Here is a 23,717-nt window from a genome sequence, read left to right as displayed (position 1 = left end):
TAAGCTATACTATACACTGAAGGGAGGATTTTACAATGTCCATTAATTTTCATGATGCAAATAATAAGTACACATATGCAACTAGAAATGCCCATGTTTCTTGGGAGGAAATGATAAAAAACATTACAGATATACAAAACAAACAAATAATTGACATAGGCTGCGGCGGTGGTATTTACACGAAAGAACTTGCTCTTATGGGAGCCAAAAATGTTGTTGGACTTGATTTTTCAAAAGAGATATTACAAGCTGCAAAAGAAAATTGTAGCGGCTTTCCAAACATTTCATTCATTCACGGTGATGCACATAGCATCCCATATCCTGATGAAACATTCGACATAGTTATTTCGCGCGCAGTTATTCATCATTTACAAGACATTCCTACATTTTTACGTGAAGCTTCTCGTATATTAAAGAAAAACGGTGTACTTATTTTACAAGATCGAACCATTGAAGATTGTACAATTCCAGGAAGCCCTGAACACATTCGCGGATATTTTTTCTCGGTATTTCCAAAACTCATTGAAATCGAATCAAAAAGAAGACCAAAAACTGCTACTATACAGCAAGAATTACAAAAGCATTCTCTTCACGTGTTCCCTTCGCAAACACAATGGGAAGTACGAAAAATACACGATTCTGTAGCAGCATTACTACAAGACTTATCTCCTCGAACCGGACGATCCATTCTATACGAATTAACAGATCATGAGCTTGCTCAACTTCTACATCATATCCAAATCGCATTACAAAACATCTCTCCTATTATTGAAAGAGATCGGTGGACAATTTGGAGCGGCAGGAAATTGTAAGGAAGGAAGCCTCACAAATGAATGTGAGGCTTCCTTCTTTCATAATCTAATTTTGCAACACTCTTGATATCCTCCACTTCTGGCCTGTGCACTCCCACACTTCGGACATACTAAATATCTAGACTGATTTGTCAACAAACTACCTTTTTGAAAGAGTAAAACTTCTGCTTGTTTAAACGAACGCGAATAATATAACCACATAAAACCAATTATAGCAATAATGCCAAATAATACTCCCATCGCAAGCATTTCAGTCACCTCTTTTGGTTTGTTCTTTCCAGCAAGTGGATTGTTTTATTATTCTCTGTAAATTCTATTAATACCTTCTTTACTCCTATAAATATCAACTTTCTCTACAAATTTTACAATTCTCTACAACTATTCACTCCCGTTTTACACTTCATCATTTCCTTCACAATAACAAATATCATCTTCGATATTTCCGCATATAAATATATCTTCCAAAAAACATATTGACTTTCAAAAAAAAACATGCAACAATACTGTCAGAATACTTGAACTAAAATTCATTGACGAGAACGAGTACGTTATAAGACTGTTCCCCAGAGAGTTGGCGATTTGCTGAAAGCCAACGTTCAGTGCGTAGCCGAAAATCATCTCCGAGAAGTAGAACCGAATGTTACAGTAAGTTCTTACCGGCTGTCCCCCGTTACAAGGAACACGTATCATGTTGTACGTTGCAAAGCCGTATACATATAGATTTATTTCTACATGTATAAATTAGGGTGGTATCGCGGGTAAATATAACTCGTCCCTTTCTTTAGGGGCGAGTTTTTTGTGTTCTTACAAATGAATTTTAAAAAAGGAGGAAAAAAACAATGAACACTGTATCAAAAAAACATATTTTTTTCACAGGTCTTATGCTATTTTCTTTATTTTTTGGGGCAGGTAATTTAATTTTCCCTCCCATGCTTGGACAAAATGCAGGTGAAAACTTTTGGCCTGCAATGATTGGATTTTTACTAACAGGAGTCGGCTTACCTTTATTAACTGTTATTGCAATTTCTTTATCAGGAAACGGTATGCAACAACTTGCAAGTCATGTTCACCCATTATTCGGAATTTTCTTTACCGTAGTTGTATATATTGCAATCGGTCCATCTATGGGGATTCCGCGCGTCGCTAACGTCGCCTACGAAATGGGTGTTAGTTCTTTCTTACCAGAAACAATTCGCTCTAGTAGCCTAACGTTATTTTTATACACAGTCATCTTCTTTGCTATCGTATTTTGGCTTAGTTTAAATCCATCTAAACTTGTTGACCGTATCGGAAATATATTAACACCTATTTTATTACTCTCTATTTTCTTATTGTTTGTTAAAAGTGTATTTACACCACTTGGGCAATCCGGACAAGCAATGCAAGAATATCAAACTTCCCCAATCTTCAAAGGTTTTATGGAAGGATATTTAACGATGGATACTATTTCAGCACTTGCATTTGGGATTATCGTTGTAAATGCCATTCGCTCTAAAGGTGTGAATGATCGTAAAACCATTGCCATTGCAACAGCAAAAGCAGGATTTATTGCTGCTACCGGACTCGTACTTGTATATGGCGCACTTGGCTGGCTCGGTGCGACTAGCGTCTCTCTCGGATACGCAAAAAATGGTGGACAGCTACTTACTGTTATCGTACAACAACTATTCGGTCCATATGGTCTTCTTCTATTGTCTCTTATCGTTACACTCGCTTGCTTAACGACATGCGTTGGACTCGTATCTGCATGCAGTCAATATTTCGCAACATTATTGACTACATTCTCATATAAAGCATTCGCGAGTATCATTTGCGCATTAGGGTTACTAGTTGCTAACTTAGGTTTAACAAAAATTATCGCCATCTCTGTTCCAATTCTACTTGTTGTATATCCAATTGCGATTGTACTCGTTCTCCTATCTTTACTACATAAATATTTCGGCGGTTATCGATCTGTTTATGTAGGTGCTTTATTCGGGGCAGCAGTTGTGAGCGTATTTGACGGATTAAAACAAGGCGGTATTCCAGTTTCATTTATCACACCCTATTTTGAATTTATCCCTTTATATAATGAAGGAATAGGCTGGCTAGTACCAGCATTAGCCGGAGCTCTTATCGGCCTTACTATCGCTAAGCTAAGCGGTGCGAAAAAAGTTCCCCTACTAACCGAATCCAGCGAAGCAAAAGCATCCTAAAAAAACTCCCGAAAGGGAGTTTTTTTACATTTGATAAGCAGTATGATTAAAACTGCTTATTTTATACGCTTTCGTATAATATTCAATATTTGTATCAACTGTCTCTACTTTGACAACATCATAGCAATCTTCTTGCTTTACTAAAAATAAATAATACTCTTCTGTCGCCTCAATAATTGCAATTTTATCTGTTTCAACATTATATTGTTCACAAAGCGCTTGTAATGCGTTCACATAGTCCCCTAATTTTTTAGACTTATCCATTTCGAATATAGTTTGAACTAACATATACATTCTCCCCTCTGTATGTACTGTTAACAGCTTAATGATAACGCTTACATTATTTATCGTCAATAAAAAGATGCAACGATTTTACTGCCAAATCCAAATTGATGCAAGCTAATAATCAGCGAGGAATCTCCCCCGCTGATTAAAATTTCACTTTCCCCCGCATTAACGGGCAGTAAGACTCCCCCTCAAAATCCAGCGAATACGAGGAAGGTAAGCGGGAGATAACTGCCCGTAAAAGCCCGATTGGTGAAGGCTAATAATCAGTAGGAATAACCCCCCACTGATTAAAGTTTCACTTTATCATTTCGTTAATTGATGTCTAAATGCATAAATAACCGCCTGTGTACGATCACTTACATTTAGCTTATTTAATATGTTACTCACATGTGTCTTTACTGTTTTGAGGGCAATAAATAACTCATCTGCAATCTCTTGATTACTTTTCCCCTCTGCAATTAATAACAAAATTTCAGACTCTCTTTCTGTTAACTCCTCATGTAAAGGTTGTTCTTTTTTCTGGCGCATACGAGACATCATTTTGCCAGTAACTTTCGGCTCTAATACCGTTTCTCCATCATAAGTAGCTCTTACAGCGTCTGCAATATCACTTGCTCGGGATGTTTTTAATAAATAACTTGTCGCTCCTGCCTCGATAACAGGATATAGCTTTTCATCATCTAAAAAGCTCGTTACAACTACAATTTTCGCTTCTGGCCATTCTTGAATAATAGCACGTGTCGCTTCAACCCCGTCCATTTCATCCATAACAAGATCCATTAAAATAATATCTGGTCTTAATTGCAACGCTAGCTCTGAACCTTTTCTTCCATTTTCAGCTTCACCAACTACTTCAATATCTGGCTGCGTTGATAAATATGCTGATACTCCCATTCGAACCATTTCATGATCATCAACTAGTAATACTTTTATCATGATTCTCCCCCTTTCTCAATCATAATTGGCACTTTCACTTCAATTTGCGTACCTTTTGCCGGAAAGCTAAGTACTTTTAATGTTCCACCAATTTCATGAACACGCTCTTGCATTGATCGTAAACCGTATGAACCCGCTTTATTCACTCCCACTTCAAAGCCAACACCGTCATCAATAATTTTTAAAATCGCATATTGATCTATTTTACGAAGACGTACTTCCGTTTTCTTTGCCTTCGCATGTCGTAACGTGTTTGATAGAGCTTCTTGTACAATACGGAATAAATGATCTTCTACACCTTTTTTTAATTCAATTGGCTCAATTAACCATTCAATTTTCATATGTTGCTTTCTAGACAGTTCTGTTAATAATTCTTCTATACCCTCTGTTAACTTCTTACCTTCTAACTGTACTGGGCGTAGATGTAAGAGCAATGCTCTCATTTCTGATTGTGCATTTACGACCATATTTTCAACAAGTTGTAATTGTTTTTTTGTCGTGTCTGGAATTTCAGCTACTTGTTCATTAATGGCTGACATCATCATCGACATTGCAAAAAGCTGCTGACTTACTGAATCATGCAGTTCCCTTGCTAATCTATGCCTTTCTTGAGAAATCGCCTCTTGCCTCATCTCTTCATTCCAATGGGCTCGTTCATTCGTTACTTTTTGAAATAATCCCGCTTGCTCCTCTAATCGACGAGCAAGGCCGATTACTTTTCGTTCCACTTCATGGAATTCATCATCCGCAGTAAATGAAACATCGTTCGGAAAATTCCCTCGTTCTACTTCAAATAGAAACGTATTTAATCCTTGTATACGCTGCTCAATATAATAGCCGATTGCATATCCTATAATCCCCCCGATAAGGAGACTTGTGCTCATAATAAACAAGCCAATTGGAACAGAAGCGATGGATTCTTCCCATAATAAATCATAAACTTGTTGCTCGCTTTTCCATACGTACACAATTGTACAAATAAGTGCGATACTCACTGAGGATAACATCGAATAACGAATATACATCCACGAAATATTTTTTTGTTTTTTCATTATACTTTCCTCACTTCCGTATCACCTACTACAAGTGAAGAAATGATTTTTATACGACGAGGAGCTTCTTTATACTGTTCTGTTCTAAATGTAACATTACGATTAAAACCTGTTTCTTCATGCCCTGGCAGGAGTACTCGCCCAACAATTACAGAATGATTTAAAGACAATTCAATATCATACGGTACATATAAACGAATGTTACCAACGACACCTCGAATAACAATTACCGTTTCCCCCTCCGGAATCATAGCAGTTGTTAAATCAATCTCGACATCACAAGCACCATATTGGACATTAATATCTTCAAGTTCATAAATATGATCCATCATTCGTACATTACCTACGAACATATTTTTTATATACGGTTCTGTACGATATATTTGTTTTTCTTCATCTATATATCCCTTTTCTTTAATTTCAACTTTCATTACTTTTTGCCGATGTCCTTGTTGAATCAGTTGATAACCAATTAAAGCTAAACAAGCAAATACGACAAGTACAAACGCTGCTGATGAAAATAAGAAGAACAAGAATACTATACCACCGACAAATAAAAATACATTCCCTCTTACGTAACGATTCTTCTTTCGATAATGTCTTCCAAACATAAGCATAATAAATGCAAAAATTAGACCACCTGGTTCAAAATGTCCAAGTATCATATCAAGAAATAGACCGAATCCAAATATGATGAGGAGCATCCCCATTAATTGTGTTTTTGAAAAGCGCTTCTTCATTTCAGCTCCCCCCTCCTTGTCACATATACATAGAAGAAAAGGCATTGCTTTCCAACACCTTTTCTCCTATCACTATATCATAAGCCTGTTTTATAATATACTACAATTATTTTGTTACTTCTTTCGTTAACGATACTTCATTTTTCTCTTTCATTTCACGCTCAAGCTTTGCAATTTTCATATCAAATGTATCACGCTCATGCTCTTCATTTATACGAAGCTCTATGTCACGAATGTGATCTTCAATTTCTTCGAATCGTAAGAACGGATTATTTTCATCCATTTTATGAATAGCAGTATTCATACGGCGGTTTGCATGCGCCATATTTTCACGAGCCATTAATTCCATACGCTTTGCGTTCATTTCTTTTAATTTATTTTTCATTTCTGAAAGACGACGCTCTAACTCATCAATTTGCTCTACAACACCAGCATACATTTCTTCTAAGCGAGTTACTTGCCCTTCATAATACGCCACTTCTTCTAATGCACGTTCATGCAGTTGTAATTCGCCTGCTTCTTGAGCAATGATAGCTTGCTTTGATCTTTTGTTAACAAAATAGCGTGCTTGCTCAAGCTCACGAGCGAAGTTAGATTTTAATGTTTTATGACGCTGAATTAACTTCTCAATTTTTGTTATTTCACGCTCACTATCGCGTAAATATTGGTTTAACATTGCAATTGGATTTTTTCTTTCTTTCTCATCTAACACATTATGAAAATCAGCTAAAATTGCATCGCGTACACGTCCGAATAAAGATTGTTTCATTATAAATCTTCCTCTCTTCTACTTTATTTATAATTTATTGTTTTATTGGTTTATTGTTTTAGTTTTTCATTAATTTGTTCCACTCATCTTCAAAGTTGCTATATGGTTTAGAACTTTCTGAAGCTGAATCAACAACTACATCTTTTTCTTTTTTCCATTCACGGTATCCGTAGTACAAAACTACCAATGCAGCGATACCAATTAATGCTGGTGAATGAGAAAGTGCAATGGATAAACCGATTAAACCAACAATGCCCCAAGCTAGCTTTCCAAAAAATGATTTAGCTCGCACAAATGATTTATAGCTCCAGTACACAACTCCTGCTCCGATTGCGAATCCTACAATACCAGCAAGACTACCAAGAGCAATTAAAGCCAAAATACCGGCCGCGATAAACGCTAGAAATTGTTTCATCTTGTGCTTGCCTCCCTTCGATTTGATACTCTTATCTTAACTATTTTTTCATTTTTCCATAACGAGCTTAAGAACCGTTTTCAACTCAGACTTAAGACCGAGATACATTCAGCCTTCTGTAAAAAACATAAGGTAGAATAGGATGATTCACTCTTTTACCACACATAAAAAAACCGTGCAGAGAATATTCTCTGCACGGTTTCAATTACTAAAGTTATCATTCATATTAAATTATGCTGTTTTATGATACTCTTTTTTCTCCGCCACTTTCGAAAACTTCGGAAATCCAATCAAAATCGAAACAATTCCACATACCCCAACTAAAATTGGATAAAATGCATACGGTAACAGTTCAATCGGAGATAAAGCAGCAAACCCTGCCGCAGTTAACATTTGAGCACCATACGGAATTAATCCTTGCACACAACATGAGAAAAGGTCTAATACACTTGCTGATTTACGGGGATCAATTTCATATTGATCTGCAATGTTTTTCGCAAGCGGGCCTGTAAAGATAATTGAAATCGTATTATTCGCTGTACACATATTCGTCATACTCACTAAACCAGCAATACTGAACTCTGCGCCTTTTTTCGAACGAATATTACGCGTTAAAAGATTCATTAAATATTGAATCCCACCATTATATTGAATTAGTTCAACCATACCACCGATTAAAATAGCAAGTAATACTAACTCCATCATACCGCCCATTCCAGTCGTTACACTTTTAAAGAAACTCTCCAACGTGTAACTTCCATCTATAAGACCGATAGCGCCAGATAATACAGTTCCACCAGTTAACACAATAAGTACATTCCAGCCAAGTAGCGCGGTAATAAGTACTCCTGCATACGGTAAAATCTTTATCCAATCAAAACTATGAGCTTTAACCTGCGTATCACTTCCTGAAGTAATTATTACTAATAGTACAATTGTAATAATAGCAGCTGGCAATACAATTAAAAAGTTCGTTTTAAACTTATCTTTCATTTCTGTTCCTTGCGAACGAACAGCTGCGATTGTTGTATCTGAAATAAATGATAAATTATCACCAAACATCGCTCCACCAACAACAGTAGCCATCGTAAGTGCAATTGAGATATCAGTTTGTCCACTAATACCTACAGCAATCGGTGCTAACGCTGCAATTGTTCCCATTGAAGTTCCCATCGCTAATGAAATAAACGCACCTATAACAAAAATTCCAGCTACGATAAATCCTGGTGGCAAAATAGTTAACGCTAAATTAACAGTTGAGTCTACTCCGCCCATTCCTTTTGCTGTTTCAGAAAATGCACCTGCAAGTACAAAAATTAATACCATAATCATAATATCCGGATTTCCTGCACCTTTAGCGAATCTTTCTACTTTCACATTAAAACTTTCTTTACGATTCATCACCAAAGCAATTCCTACAGCAATTGAAATCGCTACAAGTATCGGCAATTTATAGAAATCACCCGTAATAATTCCAGAACCAATAAATAGTGCTAAAAATATCCCAAGTGGTAATAAAGCTAAACCATTTCCTCTCGTTTCTTTCAAAGTACCATCTCTCCCTAGTTTCAACCTTTTTTCTAATGAATAACAAAAGACCTCTTCCAACGAGAAGAGGTCTTATACATCTATAAGGAACGCTCTTCTCATCTTTCAAGCACATGCTTGCTGGATTTGGCACAGCACTCTAAAATCGAGTCCGCTGCCGAGGCATCGTAGGGCCAGTCCCTCCGCCTCTCTTTATAAGAAGGTTTCATATTTATTTTTTAATAATAATTTCTTCCCTAACTTTACTCGCTTACAAAACAAAAGTCAATTATTTTTTGTATAGATTTTTTTGGTAATTATACAAAAATATGAATACACCCATCATTTTAACTTTTCGATTTCTTTATCTAATATTGAAATCCAATAAAATTCACTATTGTTTATCGCTTCCATGATCCATTTCGTTGTTTGCCAGGCTAATTCATATTCTTCCTTTGTAACATCACTATTTTTATAAGCGTCCTCTAACTCATCTTCATCCAATACATACATCTTACCATTCGGCAATAGCACTACATCTAAATATAAATCATCAAAATACGGTAAACCCCGGTCGTCTATTTCGTATTCTTTCGTCACATCAATATAATATTGTACTAAATTCCCCTTATTATCTAACATAGCTGTAATCGCAAAGTTTTTCCCTTTTATGAAATACTGAATCCACGTATACTCATTACCTGCGATACAAATTTCTTTACCATCATATTCTTTATAACTAGGTTCTCTCACCTTTTTTATGTCCAGTATTCCTAGCATGCCCTCTTCTACTTGCTTAACCATATAATCCTTCTCTATTAGTCGCTTCCACGAAGAACCGTCACCATATTTACGTTTCATTACGCCCGCTCCTCTTCTATATATAGAAAAGCTCCCACATATATTATGTGAGAGCTTGTTCATATTATAATTAAGCTGCTTGACCCTTTTCAGATATCTCTTTTAAATAGGCTTGTCCTTTTTCAGCGTCATATTGACCTTCCCACTTAGACATAACTACAGCTGCTAAAGAGTTACCTACAACGTTAACTGCTGTACGAGCCATATCTAGAATACGGTCAATACCTGCAATAAAGGCTAAACCTTCTGCTGGAATACCTACTGTACCAAGCGTTGCTAATAATACAACGAATGATACGCCCGGTACACCTGCGATACCTTTTGATGTAACCATTAATACAAGTAATAATGTAATTTGTTGAGAAATAGATAAATCAATACCGTACATTTGTGCTAAGAAAATAGCCGCAATTGCTTGATATAAAGTTGATCCATCTAAGTTAAATGAATAACCTGTCGGAATAACGAAAGATGTAATTGCTTTCGGACAACCGAACTTTTCCATTTTCTCCATGATTTTCGGTAAAACTGTTTCTGAACTTGCTGTAGAATACGCTAAGATCAGCTCGTCTTTTAAAATCTTAAAGAATTGGAAAATGTTAATTCCAAATATTTTCGCTGTAAGTCCTAAGACAACTACAACGAAGAAGATCATCGCTCCGTATACTACAATTAGTAATTTCCCTAACGGAATTAATGAAGCTAAACCGAATGTAGAAACTGTAACACCAATTAATGCGAATACACCAAATGGTGCAAACTTCATAACTTGGTTCGTTACGTAAAACATTGCGTCTGCTACACCTTGGAAAAATTGTAGAACTGGTTTACCACGTTCACCAATTGCTGCTACACCTAAACCAAATAATACAGAGAAGAAAATAATAGCAAGCATATCACCATCAGCTAATGATTTCATAATGTTCGTCGGAACAATATTTACAAACGTATCCGCAAACGAATGACTTTGTACTTGCTCTGTCGTATGTGTATATTTAGAAATATCTGTTTTTGTTAACTTATCCATATCAACGCCTTTTCCAGGTTGGAAAATGTTCGCTATTAATAGACCCACTACAATTGCAAGTGTTGTAATAATTTCAAAGTAAATAATTGTTTTTCCGCCTAGTCGACCTAACTTCTTAACATCGCCAACACCAGCAACCCCAACAACAATACTTGCTACAACAATCGGTACAACGATCATTTTAATTAATCGGATGAAAACATCACCAATTGGTTGTAAGTACTTCGCAACTGCTGGATTATCAAAGAAAATCGCACCAACTGCAATACCTAACGCAAGACCTATTAATATTTGCCATGCAAGTCCTATTCTTTTCATATTTGTTGTAACCCCCTCTTCGATGTATCACTCTATCCCTCATTCTATCTCTATAAAACTAAGAAATTAAGAGTATTATATATTATTCGACAATTCACTACATTTTGTCCCTGTTAAAAATCATAAATCAAAAAATTAAATCTGACAACAAAATAACTTTTCCCGAACGCAAATAATTTTCTTGACAAAAATAAAACCCATGTCAGAAAACCTAACATGAGAACGATTCCTTACTAGTGTTTAATTGACTCCCTACATAATTTTTCGCTATATACAACAATTCTGTTTATTCCTTTATTTTATAAAAATACCTAAATATACCTTTATTTCATATGTAAAAAAATATAACTTTCATGACAATTACTGTTGAAAAATGATAAATTCCGACAAAACTTAGCAATTTTATAAAATTTTCTTTACATTATGATTACAACGATAGACACACTTCTTCTTATGATATATAACATTCATAGGGAAAGGAGCCAGACAACCATGAAAAAGAAATTTGCAGCGTTTAGTGTTTTAGCAGCAGGAACGATTTTTGCTTCCCCATTACTTTCACCCGTATACGCTGAAACAAATCAAGATAAATTATCGAATATACAATCAGAATTAGACGGCAAACAAAATGACTTACAAAATAAATCAGCTGAGAAAGAACAAATAGAAAAAGAAATCCAAGATTTACAGAAAAAAATCGACGAATTAACTACTTCTATTAATAAAAACGAGGCTGAATTAAACGATACAAAAAAAGAAATTAGCAAAACACAACAAGTAATTGCTGACAAAAAGAAACATATAGAACAATTACAAACAAACATAGATACACGTCAGGAAGTTATTAAACAACGATTACAATCTATGCAAGAAAAACCACGTACAAACATCATTACAGAGGTATTAACAAACTCTGCAAACATTGCTGACCTTATTGATAATATGTACTCCGTCAGTTTAATTTTAAACAATGATACAGATATTGTGAAAAAACAAACAACCGATCAAAATGCTGTGGCGACAGAAAAAGAGGCTGTTGAGAAAAAAGAACAACAACTAAAAGAGGCCGAACAAAGATTAATCCAAAAACAACAAGAGCTACAAACAAACCAGCAACAGCAACAATCATTTATTAATGATCTACATACGAAAGTAGCAAAAGTAGATTCAGAGATTGAAGGACTAGAAGAATCAAAAGGCATTTTAGAAAATCAGCGTCAAGCTGTTCAAAAAGCAATTGAAGAAGAAAAACGTGCAGAAGAGGCTCGTAAAGCCGAGGAAGCCCGCAAGGCAGAAGAAGCTAAACAAGCTACTACATCTGCTCAAAAAGCTCAAGCAGCTTCACCGCCACACGATACAAATACTGGCGGCTTTATTAAACCAGCAGCTGGATCAAAAACTTCTGGGTTTGGTACACGTTCTTTAGATAACCATAAAGGTATCGATATTGCCGCTTCGGGAACGGTTCCAATTATTGCTGCTGCAGATGGTGTAGTTATCCGCTCGGAATTCTCATCTAGTTACGGAAATGTTGTGTACTTATCTCACCGTATAAACGGAAAGACATACACGACAGTATATGCACATATGAGTAGCCGTTCTGTATCAAATGGACAAACTGTAAAACAAGGCACTCAACTTGGATTCATGGGGAATACTGGCCAATCATACGGGCAACATTTACACTTCGAACTTCACCTTGGAGAATGGAATGTCGGCAAGACAAACGCAGTTGATCCATCTTCATATATCGGATTATAAAAAACTCGGTGCATACCGAGTTTTTTTCTTTACACTTCACACACTATAGGCATTCTACATAGACTATAACTAAATGCCTATCGTTTACGGGGTGATCAAAGATGGATACACAATTACAACAAAAAATAGAAGAAGCTAGAGAAACGTATATTGGCCGGTTATTTACATTTGGCGGCTCAGCATTGTTTTTAATCGGTTCTTTCATCGCAGTCGTTACAGCCTACAAAGCATATAATCGTCTATTACATTCATCAATGTCAGCATAAAAAAGACGGGGGACCCCCGTCTTTTTTATGCAAACATTTTAAATACGCCTATCGCATTTAAAAATACGATAATTACAGTTACTGGAATAACATAACGAAGCAAGAAGAACCAAATGTTAAATAACGTCTTCCCTTTCGTTTCCGTAACTTCTAATTCTTTCATTAATAACTCTTTACTCATTTTATTTGGTACAAATAGCGAAATAGCTAGTACCCCTAGCGGCAGCAATACATTACTTACCGAGAAGTCAACGAAATCAAAGAATGTTTTCCCAAATATTTTCACATCACTCATAATTCCAAACGATAATGCTGACGGAATTCCAACTGCAAAAATAAGAATACCAATTAATAATGATGCTGAAGGACGCTTCTTTTCATTACCTTTCGCAACAGATGCTACTACAATTTCAAGCATTGAAATAGCTGATGTTAAAGTCGCAAAGAAGAATAAAATTAAAAACATAATAAAGAAAAATTGTCCAAATGGTATTTTTGCAAATACGGCTGGAAGGACGATAAACAGTAATCCCGGTCCTTCCGTCGGTTTAACTCCTAATGCGAAAATCGCTGGGAAAATCGCTAATCCCGCAAGTACTGTAACGAAAACAGTTAAACTTACAATAGATGTTGCTGATTTCGCTAAATGTTCTTCTTTCTTTAAATACGAACTATACGTTACCATTACCGAGGCACCTACTGTTAGTGAGAAGAAAGATTGTCCCATCGCATATAAAATCGTATCTGCTGTAAGCTTTGAAAAGTCAGGTTTTAAGAAGAACTCTACTCCAGCAAAAGCACCATCAAGTGTCAACGCACGAATAATAATCGCGATAAATAAAATAAATAATAATGGCATCATATACTTACTTGCCTTTTCTATACCTTTCTCTACACCTTTACTTACGACAAAAATAGTACAAAGCATAAAGATAAATTGCGCTCCAATCGCACTTACTGGATTTGAAATCGCCTCACCAAACACACTCGCATAATCGACAACACCATTCCAGAAACTACCTGTAACACTGTAGTATAAATACAGTAAAATCCATCCACCTACAACACTATAGAAAGAGAGTACACTAAAACATGTTACAACTCCCATACGACCAATCCAAGGATATACTTTACTATTTGGCACTAATACTTTATACGCTGTAACTGCCTCTTTTTGTGTACTACGACCAATAACAAATTCTGCTAGTAATAGCGGCATCCCAATAAATATAGTTAATAGTAAGAAGACTAGGAAGAATGCGCCTCCCCCGCCATTACCTGCAACATATGGAAATTTCCATATCGCACCAAGACCTACTGCTGCTCCGGCTGCTGCGAGTACAAAGCCTATTTTCGACGTCCATTGCTGTGTTTCTTTCATCATAAATTCCCCTTTTCTGAATATTTAAACTTTTAACAATTATACACTTTCATTTCATACTCGCACACCTCCTTTAGAAAATAAAAAAGTCCCCTACACGCAAATATGCATGTAGAGGACGATATATGTAATGTAAATACCGTGGTACCACCTCAATTGGACTGATAAATCCCACTTGTTCAAGTACAGGAATCATTCCGATACTCTATCCTTTTAACGGCGGAACCCGGGTTGCCTACTACAATGTTCAACATACCTCTCGCAAGCCCATTCTGTATATTTTATCGTACCGGGCTCACACCTTACCCCAGCTCTCTGAACGCATCAAATATACGTACTCTTCTTGCTCATCGATTTCATCTATTGAAGTTACTTGTGATTATAAATTATATTTTTATACTTGTAAAGCGCTATTTACTTTTTATCTCTTTAGAACTCTCTCCTCTAATTCTTGTAAAAACTGTTCTCTTTTTCTCTCATTTTGCACATATGCTGATTTCAATACTTCTTGTAGTAATATATGCCGTTCTTTCTTTTCTAACTGTAAGTCTTTTAACTTCACCCTTACTTCATATAAAAAATCTAAATATATTTCGTATGTTTCATCGTATTTATTCGCGATATCATCTCGAATTTTTTTTGCGAGTTTTGGACTTGCTCCTCCGGTAGAAACCGCTATATTAAGTAACCCACGATGAATCGCTGCCGGAAAGTGAACATTGCCACTTTCCGGGTTCGTAATAACATTTACCAATTGATTCTTTGCAGCATCTTCAGCAACTTGTTCATTTAATATAGAATCACTACTCGCCGCAACAACTAAAAAAGCATCTTTAATATCACTTTTTTCATACTCTCTTTGATACCAACGAATTTTCTTCTCCTCCACAAGTTTCACTAAATTTACATCTAATTCTGGACTTACTACTACTATATCCGCACCTTGTTTGAGTAAAGGAATTATTTTAAATCCGGCAACTTTTCCTCCACCAATGACAACAACCCGTTTCTTATTAACTTGCACTGTAAGTGGATACATATGAATCTCCCTTCAATAACTCCTTCGTTTTCTGAATTAACATATCTTGAACCACTTCATTTTTTCCTAAATACGGACTTATTTTTATCTCATCCAACTCATATTGACGCACTTCTTTCTCAATATGTTTCATAAGTAAGCCTGTAAATAACAAATAAGGTAATACAATAATACACCCTTCTTTTCGCTCTACAACTTCCTTTAATTTCTCCTCAAATTTCGGCTCCGCAGCTGCTAAAAAACAAACTTCTACTTTAGCAATTTTTTCTTCTGCTTGAAATAAAGTAGCGATCCGATTTATATCTTGTAAAGTTTCAGGATCGCTACTACCCCTTGCAACGAGTAAAAGTGTTACTTCATCTTTATATTCTTCAATACCACTTCCGTTATATACCGACTTTATAAGCGTCTCTGATACACCAAACGGATTACCATACGTCACTTTAATATTAGGGTATTGATTATTTAACTTTTGTAATTCAAAAGGAATATCATTCTTCACATGGCCTGCTGCTAATAAGAAAACAGGAATAGCAATAATCTCTGTCGCACCACGCTTCGCACATGTACGAAATCCTTCTTCAATAGAAGGATTCGCCAGCTCTAAAAAACAAACTTCTTGAATAGCCGCTTCTATACGGCTCATACATGTCGTAATAAATTGAATTGCCTCTTCTTTCGCTGCCCTCAAACGACTTCCATGACATATATATAAGATGGCTTTCATTTTATAACACTCCGCTTACTTGATAAGTCTGTTCCGTTTGTTTTTCAAACCAATGAATTTTCTCTCTAAAACGGACAACTTCTCCAATTACAATCATACTCGGATTTTGAATTTGTTCTTTTCTCGCAACATCTACAATTGTCCCTAACGTCCCGACAACTGTACGCTGCATAGACGTCGTTCCCCGTTCAATAATAGCAGCAGGTGTACCTTTATCTTTTCCATGCTTCATAAGTTGTTCGCATATGTAGGGCAAATTACTAACTCCCATATATACTGCCAAGGTCTCTACACCTTTCGCTAAATTTTCCCACTTCACTTCCTCTTCAGCACCTTCTTTTCTATGCCCTGTCACAACCGCAAAACTCGCACTTGCATCACGATGCGTCACCGGAATACCAGCATAAGCAGGTGCAGCTATTCCAGCTGAAATTCCAGGAACGATTTCAAATGGTACACCCTGCTTTGCTAACGCTTCAGCTTCTTCCCCCCCTCTACCAAATACAAATGGATCACCGCCCTTTAACCTCGTTACAACTTTTCCTTTTTTCGCATATTTAATAAGAAATGTGTTAATTGTCTCTTGCTTCATCGTGTGATAATTCGGGAGTTTCCCGCAATAAATTAAATCCGCTTCAGGCTTTGCATATGAAAGCAATTCTTTATTCACGAGACGGTCATATAAAATAACATCTGCCTTCTCAATACATTTCAATCCTTTAACAGTAATTAAATCCGGATCGCCAGGACCCGCTCCAACTATATACACCTTCCCCATCATCTCTCCTCATTTCTACTATTAAAATGAAACTTCCATCCTTATGCATGAATGGAAGTTAGTATACGTTCGTATTTCAATGTTATTTACTCATGAACAACAAATGCCGCACCTTTTCGAATCTTCTTTTTTTCAAATAAGGAGATTTCCTTTACTTCTGGCAACGGTAAAAAATGCTTTTCAAGCTCAATCTCCGCAAGCTTAAATGCCTGCTCTTCACTTTGAGCAACAACAACAATCGGAACGATATTATTCGCTAACACAGCTTCAAATCGATATAATTCCATATTGCCCCTCCTAAGACGCTATTACTTCTTCTAACACGTTATTTAAAGCTATTTGCAATGTATCTACACCGATACGTCCGACAAAATCATAAAATGTTTCGGCAGGTAACTTATTCTCTTTAAAATAACTTATAAATGATGCGAGTACATCCGGTAAATCCTCGCCATCTATTTTCCCTTTTAACTTTTGATTATAGGCACCGCCATCTAACAACGTTCCACCTACATATATTTCAAATGCTTCAACAATCCCTTTTTCCTTCGTTTTCATTTTTACCCCTTGTAATCCGATGTCAGCAATTTGACGTTGACCACATGAATTTGGGCATCCTACCATATGAATTCGAACTGGAACATCAAGTGCAATTTCTGTATCTAAGTATTCTGCAATTTTCCGTAATCTTTCTTTCGTTTCTACTAGAGCAAGATTGCAATATTCAATACCAGTACATGAAACCGCATGACCAATAAATGATTTCGGACTTGCAGATATCGCTTCAAACAACGGTTCACTTAATAAACCCGTTACATTTTCTGGTGGAACATTCGGAATGATGAAGTTTTGTGAGTTACACGTACGAATTTGTCCATTTCCATACTGCTTTGCAATTCTTGCAATCTCAAACATTTCTTTTGCATGTAAACGACCTACCGGCACATTAAAACCGACATATTTTAATCCATCTTGTTTTTGATCTTGAACACCATAAAAATAGCCTGCATTCCATCCTTTAAGTGCACTTTCTCCTTTACTTTGCAATGGTCCTGTATACTCTATTAGTTTCTCTTTAAATTTCTCTGCTCCCCAGTCTGCAACAAGAAATTTCAAACGAGCTAAATGACGTTTCTCGCGATATCCAAAATCACGGAATATAGTAGCAATCCCAATTGCTACCGCCTTCACTTCTTCTGGTAAAACGAACACATCTAATTCATCAGCTAAATATGGACGGGCTGATAATCCACCGCCTACTTTTATATGAAAACCAACTTTTTTCTCACCATCTATTTCTTTCGTAGCAGGTGTAAATGCAACACAGTTAATCTCTGCGTTTGCCGAGTTATAAACGTTAGAACTAATAGACATTTTAAATTTACGTGGTAAGTTAGAAAACTCTTCATTATGTTGGAAATAGTCATATACCTCCTTCACAATATGCGTTGTATCAAACAGTTCATTCGCATCAATTCCTGCAAGTGGATTACCTGTAATATTACGTGTTATATCACCACACGCCCCTGCTGAAGATAACCCAACTCTTGCTAATCTTTTAAAAATATCTGGCATTTGCTGAATTTCTAACCAGTGAAACTGAATCGCCTGTCTTGTCGTAATATCTATTACATCACGTCCATAATCCTCAGCGATAGAAGCAAGCACTTCCGCCTGCGCATTTGTAATAATCCCTGAAGGAATATTTACACGCATCATAAAATAGCCAGCTTCTTTCGGTCTTTGCAAATACAATCCTGCCCATTTAAATGCGTCCCACTCTTCTTTCGGAATAGATTCGAATCCATTTTCCGCATAGTAAGGAATATCATTAAAAATTTCCAAACCATCTTTTGCTAATTTATTTTTCTCAGTCTGATTTAATTTTTCATTATTAGCCCATACTTTTTCATAACTCATTTTTAAATCCCCCTATATAAAGTGAAACTTTAATCAACCCTCACCAATCGGGCATTTACAGCCTGCTCCAGCCAAATTTTGAGGTGGGCGTTTTACTTCCCAGCAAACAACGGGACAAAACTACGCTCTTGTAAGTACTTCACGATTTGTTCTGCACATTCTTCAATAGAATACTTGTGCGTTTCTACAATTAATTCCGCTCGATCTGGTTCCTCATACGGTGAATCAATACCTGTAAAATCTTTAATATCACCTTGTCTCGCTTTTTTGTATAACCCTTTTGGATCACGTTTTTCACACTCTTCAATTGGACATTTTACAAACACTTCTATAAACTCATCTGCCGCTAATAGATCCCTAACTTGTTTTCGATCTACTCGAAATGGTGAAATGAACGCTGTAAGAACAACAGTACCTTGATCTACAAATAGCTTCGCCACTTCGCCAATACGCCTTATATTCTCCATACGATCACTTTCAGAAAAACCTAAGTCTTTATTTAAACCATGGCGAATATTATCCCCATCTAACACATAATTTCCAATATTCTTTTCAAATAGTTTACGAGCAACCGCATTCGCTACTGTAGATTTACCCGAAGCTGATAAACCAGTAAACCAAATTACAAAACTATGATGCCCATTCTTCACTCTTCTCTCATTTTTCGAAACAGAAGCTGTGTGCCAAGTAATATTCGTATCCATCTCGTTCTCTCCCTATTCTGTTACTACTTCTTTTTTCAAACCTTTAATTAACACTTCCACTACTTCTTTACGACTAAATGTACTTGGCGGAATCTCACCATTTCTTAACATTTCTCTTACTTTTGTACCTGATAAAATGACACGGTCCTCTTTTCCATGCGGACACGTTTTCGTTGAAGCCATCGCTTCACATCTCGTACAGTAAAAGCTATGTTCAAAAAATAGCGGCGTAATCCCTAACTCTTCCACTGTAAAGTTCGTAAAGATTTCCTGCGCTTCGTATGTTCCGTAATAGTCTCCTACCCCAGCATGATCACGTCCTACAATAAAGTGGGTACACCCAAAATTCTTTCTTACCAATGCATGAAATATCGCTTCCCTTGGTCCTGCGTAGCGCATCGCTGCAGGAAATACACCTAAAAAGACACGATTTTTCGGATAATAGTTTTGAAGCAACACTTCGTAGCTTTCCATCCTTACATCAGCAGGAATATCATCTGACTTTGTTTCCCCAACGAGCGGATTTAAAAAGAGACCATCTACAATTTCAAGAGCAGATTTTTGAATATACTCATGGGCACGATGTACCGGATTTCTCGTTTGAAATCCAACTACTGTTTTCCAGCCACGTTTTTTAAATTCTTCTCTTGTTTCAATTGGGTCTAAATGATAAGAAGGAAATTGCTTATTTTCCAAGCGTTTTATAAGCGTAATAGCTCCTCCAACATAAACATCTGGTCGTTCATATAATTTTTTCACGCCTGGATGAGCCTCATCCGTCGTTTTATATACAAGTAAAGCTTCTTTTTCTTTATCAGGTGCAAAAATATCTTCTATTTGAATGACACCATATATATTTCTATCATTAACAAGTTTTACTTCCTCTCCAGCTTTCAGTCCCTCTGCTACTTCTTCTGTTACTGGCAATGTAATCGGTATACTCCATACGCTTCCATCTGCTAAACGAAGCGTTTCTACGACCGAATCATAGTCTTTTTTCCCTAAAAAACCAGTAAGCGGACTATATCCCCCTGTCGCTAGCAGTTCTAAATCACTTAATGCAATGTTGTCTAATTCAATTTCTTTTTCAATTTGTGATACGTCGTATGTCTCATCTACACGGTTTATTAATTCGTTTCTTGTAGTCATTTTCTATATCCCCTCTTAGCTTTATTTCAAGATACATCTTATTGGTAATGAAGACCGCATTCGGTTTTCATTTTCCCGGTCCACCTACCATCTCTTGAATCACCACCGGCACCTACAGGTAACGTACACTTCTCACACCCGATACTTGGATATCCAATATCATGTAATGGGTTGTATGGCAAGTTATGTTTGTATACATATCGCCATACTTCTTTCCACGTCCAATGAATAAGCGGACAAACTTTAATAGATTGAAAACGATGATCTTGATTTATAAACTTTGTATGCTTACGCGTTTCTGATTGTTCCCTTCTTAAGCCCGATATCCACGCTTTTTCCTCTGTAAGTGATTTTTCTAACGGCAAAATCTTCCTAATCTTACAACAGAGATTCGGATTGCTTTCCCATAGTTTCTCACCGTGCAACTTCGCTTGTTCATCGAGTGTAAGTTCCGGCTGTTTTTCTATAATATTTAATGAAGGAAATCGTTCTCTTACTTTTTGAATTAATTCATACGTTTCTTGAAAATGAACATTTGTATCCAAAAATACAACTTTAGCAGATGGATTTACTTGGTTTATAAGATGCAGTAAAACCATGCCTTCCACTCCGAAGCTACACGCGTATACAATTTCATCTTTATATTCTTTATAAGCCCAACTTAATACGGATAGCGCGCCTTTCGTTTCATCTTCCTCTGAAAATGAAACACGATTTTCTTCCCACGTTTCATACGTCAACATGTTTTTTCCCCCTGTAAAAGCAAAAAGACGGTTTTAATCTATTAAAATAGATTAAAACCGCCTCTAGTTTTTCTAGTCAGCGCTTTTCACTTTAAACGTACTTTTTCACTTTTCTCTAATTGAATTACTTTTCCATCTTGCACCACAATTGTAATTGAACCATATTTCATATCAGCAAGCATCGCTTGAATTTTCTCAGATACTTCATCAAAATGTTCCCGTACGCTCACGCGAACAGCCCCCCCTTTTTATTCATAAAAAAAATCTTTCCCATTTCGAAAAGACTGTTCGGTAATATATTTTACCTTATCTTTCAAAATGGATTCCATTTTGCTGGATTTAGCACCTTGCTTTCTATAAGCAGGTTGCCGAGCTTCTTCGGGCCAGTTCCCTCCGCTTCTCTTGATAAGCTTTGTATTTGTATTTTATCACAATTCTGATTTTTTTCAATCCTAGTTTTCCGATATATTTTAATTATTTTATTTTATCCCGCTATTTGCGGGCAATCCCCCCCACTGATTATAGTTTCACTTTATAAAAAGGAATTGCCCATTCGAACAACTCCTTTTCCTTATTTAAACAAGCTCTTTAATACGTATGCGATCGTTCCCAATGATATTTTCGTACGTTTCACGTTCCACAACAATTTGCGATGTGCCACCTTTCGCAAAGACGACGGCTGGTCTCCGAATTCGATTATAATTATTCGCCATCGAGTACCCATATGCTCCCGTACAAGAAATTGCTAGTAAATCAGAAGAAGCAACTTTCGGTAGATTAATATCCCAAATTAGCATATCTCCACTCTCACAGCATTTCCCAGCAATTGAAACGAGTTCCTCATTCTCATCATTTCCTCGATTCGCTAACATCGCTTCGTAACGAGCGTTATATAAAGCCGGTCTTAAGTTATCTGTCATTCCACCATCGACGGATACATATTTCCGAATGCCAGGAATTTCTTTCACAGATCCAACTGTATAAATTGTCGTTCCCGCATCACCTACAATACTACGGCCTGGTTCAACCCATATTTCTGGCAATGGATATTCACATACTGTAAATTGTTCTCTCACTGCACTTGTTACAGCTCGCACATATGTCTCAAGAGTTAATGGTGTATCTGACTCTGTATAGCGTATTCCAAATCCTCCGCCTACATTTAATACTTTTACTACATAGTTCGTTTGCTCTCTCACCTCTTCCAAAAATTTACGAAGAACTTCAATCGCTCGAACAAAACCAGCCGTTTCAAATATTTGTGATCCGATATGTGAATGAATCCCTAACACATTATAATTTGATTTTTGTAAAGCAAGCCCAATTGCCTGCATCGCTTGACCATTTGAAACGCCAAATCCAAATTTTGAATCCTCTTGGCCTGTCGTAATATATTCATGTGTGTGCGCCTCTACTCCAGGCGTTACACGAATTAATATGTTTACAAATTTCCCATGTTGCATTGCTAAATCGTGTAAAACTTCTAATTCCAAGAAATTATCTACTACAAAACAACCGATATTCGCCTGAAGAGCCATCACTATCTCTTCTTCTGTTTTATTGTTTCCATGAAAATGAATACGTGATGCTGGAAATCCTGCTTGGAGCGCAGTATATAATTCCCCACCCGAAACAACATCTAATGACATGTTCTCTTCACGAGCTACTCGGCACATCTCCATGCACAAGAACGCCTTGCTTGCATATGCTACTTGATAAGAGAAACCACTTTCTTTAAAAGCACGATGAAACGCACGACATTTCCCTCGAATAGACTCTTCATCGTATACATAAAGTGGTGTTCCGTATTGTTTTGCTAGCTGCGTCGTATCGCACCCTCCAATTTCTAAGTGTCCTTGCCCATTGATTCGGCTTGTGCCGTGTAAATACATTTGAATTCCTCCCTTATTTCCTCTAAAACTCATAACCCCAATCTTCTATTCATTGCAGCACGCTTTTAGATAGACAAAAAACGCGCGGAACAATGTTCACACGCGTTTCTTATTAGGAAAAATATATATTGAAAAAATAAACAAGTTGTTATCTTCTCAAAATAAGAAACCGCATCAACATCTCCAAATAGCTCTCCATAAAATAAATCTTATGACAGTACTACATTTATTCAATGCAGTCCCAATATATGAATAAGGTGGTTATTCTTATATTTCGGCAATAGTCCCTTTCAACCCATGGTCACAGATTCCACTAAATCTCCCATAGCTTACTCTTTCCTATCGCGGCCTCTACCTTTGAGAGTAGATGAGGTAAGTCTATTTAATTTTCAAACATCTAATTGTTGCTATTAACAA

The 23,717-nt window shown here is 36.5% G+C and carries 25 protein-coding genes, 3 riboswitches and 2 other annotated features; of the genes, 4 read left to right on the top strand and 21 right to left on the bottom strand.

Annotation, left to right across the window (positions count from 1 at the left end):
• The first annotated feature begins 35 nt into the window (after positions 1-35).
• On the top strand, positions 36-812 hold the full coding sequence (locus tag MHB70_RS06335) for a class I SAM-dependent methyltransferase (protein WP_000026266.1): 777 nt from the start codon (positions 36-38) through the stop codon (positions 810-812).
• A gap of 39 nt (positions 813-851) precedes the next feature.
• On the opposite strand, the gene MHB70_RS06330 is transcribed toward MHB70_RS06335, so the two are convergent.
• On the bottom strand, positions 852-1,061 hold the full coding sequence (locus MHB70_RS06330) for a hypothetical protein (protein WP_000880630.1): 210 nt from the start codon (positions 1,059-1,061) through the stop codon (positions 852-854).
• A 272-nt stretch (positions 1,062-1,333) separates the two neighbouring features.
• Positions 1,334-1,592, top strand: a binding site (T-box leader).
• Positions 1,593-1,651: 59 nt separating this feature from the next.
• Here MHB70_RS06330 and brnQ3 point away from each other — a divergent pair.
• Positions 1,652-3,007, top strand: coding sequence for a branched-chain amino acid transport system II carrier protein BrnQ3 (brnQ3, locus tag MHB70_RS06325; protein ID WP_001099155.1), 1,356 nt, complete (start codon positions 1,652-1,654; stop codon positions 3,005-3,007).
• Between the two features lie 24 nt (positions 3,008-3,031).
• Here the strand turns inward: brnQ3 and MHB70_RS06320 are convergent, their stop codons facing one another.
• The 9 genes from MHB70_RS06320 to gltP all read right to left on the bottom strand — a co-directional run bounded on the left by MHB70_RS06320 (position 3,032) and on the right by gltP (position 10,940).
• Positions 3,032-3,370 (bottom strand): DUF3992 domain-containing protein, encoded by a 339-nt coding sequence (locus MHB70_RS06320; protein ID WP_073990711.1) that lies wholly within the window; start codon positions 3,368-3,370, stop codon positions 3,032-3,034.
• A gap of 228 nt (positions 3,371-3,598) precedes the next feature.
• Complete coding sequence (locus MHB70_RS06315) at positions 3,599-4,231, bottom strand: response regulator (protein ID WP_000598709.1); 633 nt, start codon at positions 4,229-4,231, stop codon at positions 3,599-3,601.
• Positions 4,228-5,283, bottom strand: a complete 1,056-nt coding sequence (locus MHB70_RS06310; protein WP_000744314.1) for a sensor histidine kinase — start codon at positions 5,281-5,283, stop codon at positions 4,228-4,230. Before MHB70_RS06310 ends, MHB70_RS06315 begins: the two co-directional genes overlap by 4 nt.
• Entirely contained in the window at positions 5,283-6,023 is a 741-nt protein-coding gene (gene liaF / locus MHB70_RS06305; RefSeq protein WP_061530162.1) for a cell wall-active antibiotics response protein LiaF, read from the bottom strand. Before liaF ends, MHB70_RS06310 begins: the two co-directional genes overlap by 1 nt.
• 106 nt (positions 6,024-6,129) lie before the next feature.
• Positions 6,130-6,792: a PspA/IM30 family protein gene (locus tag MHB70_RS06300; RefSeq protein WP_000814140.1), complete on the bottom strand. Its 663-nt coding sequence runs from the start codon at positions 6,790-6,792 to the stop codon at positions 6,130-6,132.
• 58 nt (positions 6,793-6,850) lie between these two features.
• The gene (locus tag MHB70_RS06295) at positions 6,851-7,207 is read right to left on the bottom strand and encodes a lmo0954 family membrane protein (protein ID WP_000808637.1); all 357 of its coding nucleotides are present in this window, start codon (positions 7,205-7,207) and stop codon (positions 6,851-6,853) included.
• Positions 7,208-7,438: 231 nt separating this feature from the next.
• Positions 7,439-8,755 (bottom strand): Na+/H+ antiporter NhaC family protein, encoded by a 1,317-nt coding sequence (locus MHB70_RS06290; RefSeq protein WP_061530163.1) that lies wholly within the window; start codon positions 8,753-8,755, stop codon positions 7,439-7,441.
• 95 nt (positions 8,756-8,850) lie between these two features.
• A riboswitch (SAM riboswitch) is annotated at positions 8,851-8,956 on the bottom strand.
• 120 nt (positions 8,957-9,076) lie between these two features.
• The gene (locus tag MHB70_RS06285; RefSeq protein WP_000824636.1) at positions 9,077-9,595 is read right to left on the bottom strand and encodes a DUF402 domain-containing protein; all 519 of its coding nucleotides are present in this window, start codon (positions 9,593-9,595) and stop codon (positions 9,077-9,079) included.
• A 70-nt stretch (positions 9,596-9,665) separates the two neighbouring features.
• Positions 9,666-10,940, bottom strand: coding sequence for a glutamate/aspartate:proton symporter GltP (gltP, locus tag MHB70_RS06280; RefSeq protein ID WP_000821124.1), 1,275 nt, complete (start codon positions 10,938-10,940; stop codon positions 9,666-9,668).
• Positions 10,941-11,432: 492 nt separating this feature from the next.
• Between gltP and MHB70_RS06275 the strand changes: the two genes are divergently transcribed.
• Positions 11,433-12,701 (top strand): murein hydrolase activator EnvC family protein, encoded by a 1,269-nt coding sequence (locus tag MHB70_RS06275; RefSeq protein ID WP_000726073.1) that lies wholly within the window; start codon positions 11,433-11,435, stop codon positions 12,699-12,701.
• Between the two features lie 101 nt (positions 12,702-12,802).
• Complete coding sequence (locus MHB70_RS06270; protein WP_000380940.1) at positions 12,803-12,967, top strand: hypothetical protein; 165 nt, start codon at positions 12,803-12,805, stop codon at positions 12,965-12,967.
• Positions 12,968-12,992: 25 nt separating this feature from the next.
• Here MHB70_RS06270 and MHB70_RS06265 read toward each other — a convergent pair whose 3' ends face one another.
• The 11 genes from MHB70_RS06265 to lysA form a co-directional block, all read right to left on the bottom strand.
• Positions 12,993-14,348 (bottom strand): sodium-dependent transporter, encoded by a 1,356-nt coding sequence (locus tag MHB70_RS06265; RefSeq protein ID WP_000665429.1) that lies wholly within the window; start codon positions 14,346-14,348, stop codon positions 12,993-12,995.
• A 111-nt stretch (positions 14,349-14,459) separates the two neighbouring features.
• Positions 14,460-14,708 (bottom strand) — a binding site (T-box leader).
• Positions 14,709-14,769: 61 nt separating this feature from the next.
• Complete coding sequence (locus MHB70_RS06260) at positions 14,770-15,387, bottom strand: NAD(P)-binding protein (protein WP_000283324.1); 618 nt, start codon at positions 15,385-15,387, stop codon at positions 14,770-14,772.
• The gene (locus tag MHB70_RS06255) at positions 15,362-16,114 is read right to left on the bottom strand and encodes a sirohydrochlorin chelatase (RefSeq protein ID WP_000644376.1); all 753 of its coding nucleotides are present in this window, start codon (positions 16,112-16,114) and stop codon (positions 15,362-15,364) included. The genes MHB70_RS06260 and MHB70_RS06255 overlap by 26 nt, the downstream gene beginning before the upstream one ends.
• A 1-nt stretch (position 16,115) precedes the next feature.
• Entirely contained in the window at positions 16,116-16,892 is a 777-nt protein-coding gene (cobA, locus tag MHB70_RS06250) for a uroporphyrinogen-III C-methyltransferase (RefSeq protein ID WP_000521277.1), read from the bottom strand.
• An 86-nt stretch (positions 16,893-16,978) separates the two neighbouring features.
• Complete coding sequence (locus tag MHB70_RS06245) at positions 16,979-17,179, bottom strand: DUF3906 family protein (protein WP_000424930.1); 201 nt, start codon at positions 17,177-17,179, stop codon at positions 16,979-16,981.
• A 10-nt stretch (positions 17,180-17,189) separates the two neighbouring features.
• Positions 17,190-18,812: a nitrite/sulfite reductase gene (locus tag MHB70_RS06240; RefSeq protein ID WP_000119600.1), complete on the bottom strand. Its 1,623-nt coding sequence runs from the start codon at positions 18,810-18,812 to the stop codon at positions 17,190-17,192.
• Positions 18,813-18,904: 92 nt separating this feature from the next.
• Positions 18,905-19,516 carry an adenylyl-sulfate kinase gene (cysC, locus tag MHB70_RS06235; RefSeq protein WP_000380522.1) on the bottom strand — a complete coding sequence of 204 codons (612 nt, stop codon included), beginning with the start codon at positions 19,514-19,516 and terminating at the stop codon, positions 18,905-18,907.
• 12 nt (positions 19,517-19,528) lie between these two features.
• Positions 19,529-20,665, bottom strand: coding sequence for a sulfate adenylyltransferase (gene sat / locus MHB70_RS06230; RefSeq protein ID WP_000213327.1), 1,137 nt, complete (start codon positions 20,663-20,665; stop codon positions 19,529-19,531).
• Between the two features lie 38 nt (positions 20,666-20,703).
• Positions 20,704-21,408, bottom strand: a complete 705-nt coding sequence (locus tag MHB70_RS06225) for a phosphoadenylyl-sulfate reductase (protein ID WP_000959007.1) — start codon at positions 21,406-21,408, stop codon at positions 20,704-20,706.
• Between the two features lie 86 nt (positions 21,409-21,494).
• Complete coding sequence (locus MHB70_RS06220) at positions 21,495-21,638, bottom strand: YezD family protein (RefSeq protein ID WP_000116159.1); 144 nt, start codon at positions 21,636-21,638, stop codon at positions 21,495-21,497.
• Between the two features lie 73 nt (positions 21,639-21,711).
• A riboswitch (SAM riboswitch) is annotated at positions 21,712-21,820 on the bottom strand.
• Between the two features lie 163 nt (positions 21,821-21,983).
• Complete coding sequence (gene lysA, locus MHB70_RS06215) at positions 21,984-23,300, bottom strand: diaminopimelate decarboxylase (RefSeq protein ID WP_061530164.1); 1,317 nt, start codon at positions 23,298-23,300, stop codon at positions 21,984-21,986.
• A gap of 180 nt (positions 23,301-23,480) precedes the next feature.
• A riboswitch (Lysine riboswitch) is annotated at positions 23,481-23,662 on the bottom strand.
• Positions 23,663-23,717: the final 55 nt, after the last annotated feature.

It is taken from the genome of Bacillus sp. FSL M7-1020 (assembly GCF_038050415.1).
In the GTDB taxonomy this organism is placed as follows: Bacteria; Bacillota; Bacilli; order Bacillales; family Bacillaceae_G; genus Bacillus_A; species Bacillus_A toyonensis.
Note: the sequence above shows the minus strand (reverse complement) of the source record. Positions and strands in the feature narration are given on the sequence as shown.

Bases quoted from the DNA above. Each gene is read 5' to 3' on its own strand.
- MHB70_RS06335 (WP_000026266.1), top strand. From the start codon at position 36: ATGTCCATTAATTTTCATGATGCAAATAATAAGTACACATATGCAACT.
- MHB70_RS06330 (WP_000880630.1), bottom strand. From the start codon at position 1,061: ATGCTTGCGATGGGAGTATTATTTGGCATTATTGCTATAATTGGTTTT.
- brnQ3 (WP_001099155.1), top strand. From the start codon at position 1,652: ATGAACACTGTATCAAAAAAACATATTTTTTTCACAGGTCTTATGCTA.
- MHB70_RS06315 (WP_000598709.1), bottom strand. From the start codon at position 4,231: ATGATAAAAGTATTACTAGTTGATGATCATGAAATGGTTCGAATGGGA.
- MHB70_RS06310 (WP_000744314.1), bottom strand. From the start codon at position 5,283: ATGAAAAAACAAAAAAATATTTCGTGGATGTATATTCGTTATTCGATG.
- liaF (WP_061530162.1), bottom strand. From the start codon at position 6,023: ATGAAGAAGCGCTTTTCAAAAACACAATTAATGGGGATGCTCCTCATC.
- MHB70_RS06300 (WP_000814140.1), bottom strand. From the start codon at position 6,792: ATGAAACAATCTTTATTCGGACGTGTACGCGATGCAATTTTAGCTGAT.
- MHB70_RS06295 (WP_000808637.1), bottom strand. From the start codon at position 7,207: ATGAAACAATTTCTAGCGTTTATCGCGGCCGGTATTTTGGCTTTAATT.
- MHB70_RS06285 (WP_000824636.1), bottom strand. From the start codon at position 9,595: ATGAAACGTAAATATGGTGACGGTTCTTCGTGGAAGCGACTAATAGAG.
- gltP (WP_000821124.1), bottom strand. From the start codon at position 10,940: ATGAAAAGAATAGGACTTGCATGGCAAATATTAATAGGTCTTGCGTTA.
- MHB70_RS06275 (WP_000726073.1), top strand. From the start codon at position 11,433: ATGAAAAAGAAATTTGCAGCGTTTAGTGTTTTAGCAGCAGGAACGATT.
- MHB70_RS06270 (WP_000380940.1), top strand. From the start codon at position 12,803: ATGGATACACAATTACAACAAAAAATAGAAGAAGCTAGAGAAACGTAT.
- MHB70_RS06265 (WP_000665429.1), bottom strand. From the start codon at position 14,348: ATGAAAGAAACACAGCAATGGACGTCGAAAATAGGCTTTGTACTCGCA.
- MHB70_RS06260 (WP_000283324.1), bottom strand. From the start codon at position 15,387: ATGTATCCACTTACAGTGCAAGTTAATAAGAAACGGGTTGTTGTCATT.
- MHB70_RS06255 (WP_000644376.1), bottom strand. From the start codon at position 16,114: ATGAAAGCCATCTTATATATATGTCATGGAAGTCGTTTGAGGGCAGCG.
- cobA (WP_000521277.1), bottom strand. From the start codon at position 16,892: ATGGGGAAGGTGTATATAGTTGGAGCGGGTCCTGGCGATCCGGATTTA.
- MHB70_RS06245 (WP_000424930.1), bottom strand. From the start codon at position 17,179: ATGGAATTATATCGATTTGAAGCTGTGTTAGCGAATAATATCGTTCCG.
- MHB70_RS06240 (WP_000119600.1), bottom strand. From the start codon at position 18,812: ATGAGTTATGAAAAAGTATGGGCTAATAATGAAAAATTAAATCAGACT.
- cysC (WP_000380522.1), bottom strand. From the start codon at position 19,516: ATGGATACGAATATTACTTGGCACACAGCTTCTGTTTCGAAAAATGAG.
- sat (WP_000213327.1), bottom strand. From the start codon at position 20,665: ATGACTACAAGAAACGAATTAATAAACCGTGTAGATGAGACATACGAC.
- MHB70_RS06225 (WP_000959007.1), bottom strand. From the start codon at position 21,408: ATGTTGACGTATGAAACGTGGGAAGAAAATCGTGTTTCATTTTCAGAG.
- lysA (WP_061530164.1), bottom strand. From the start codon at position 23,300: ATGTATTTACACGGCACAAGCCGAATCAATGGGCAAGGACACTTAGAA.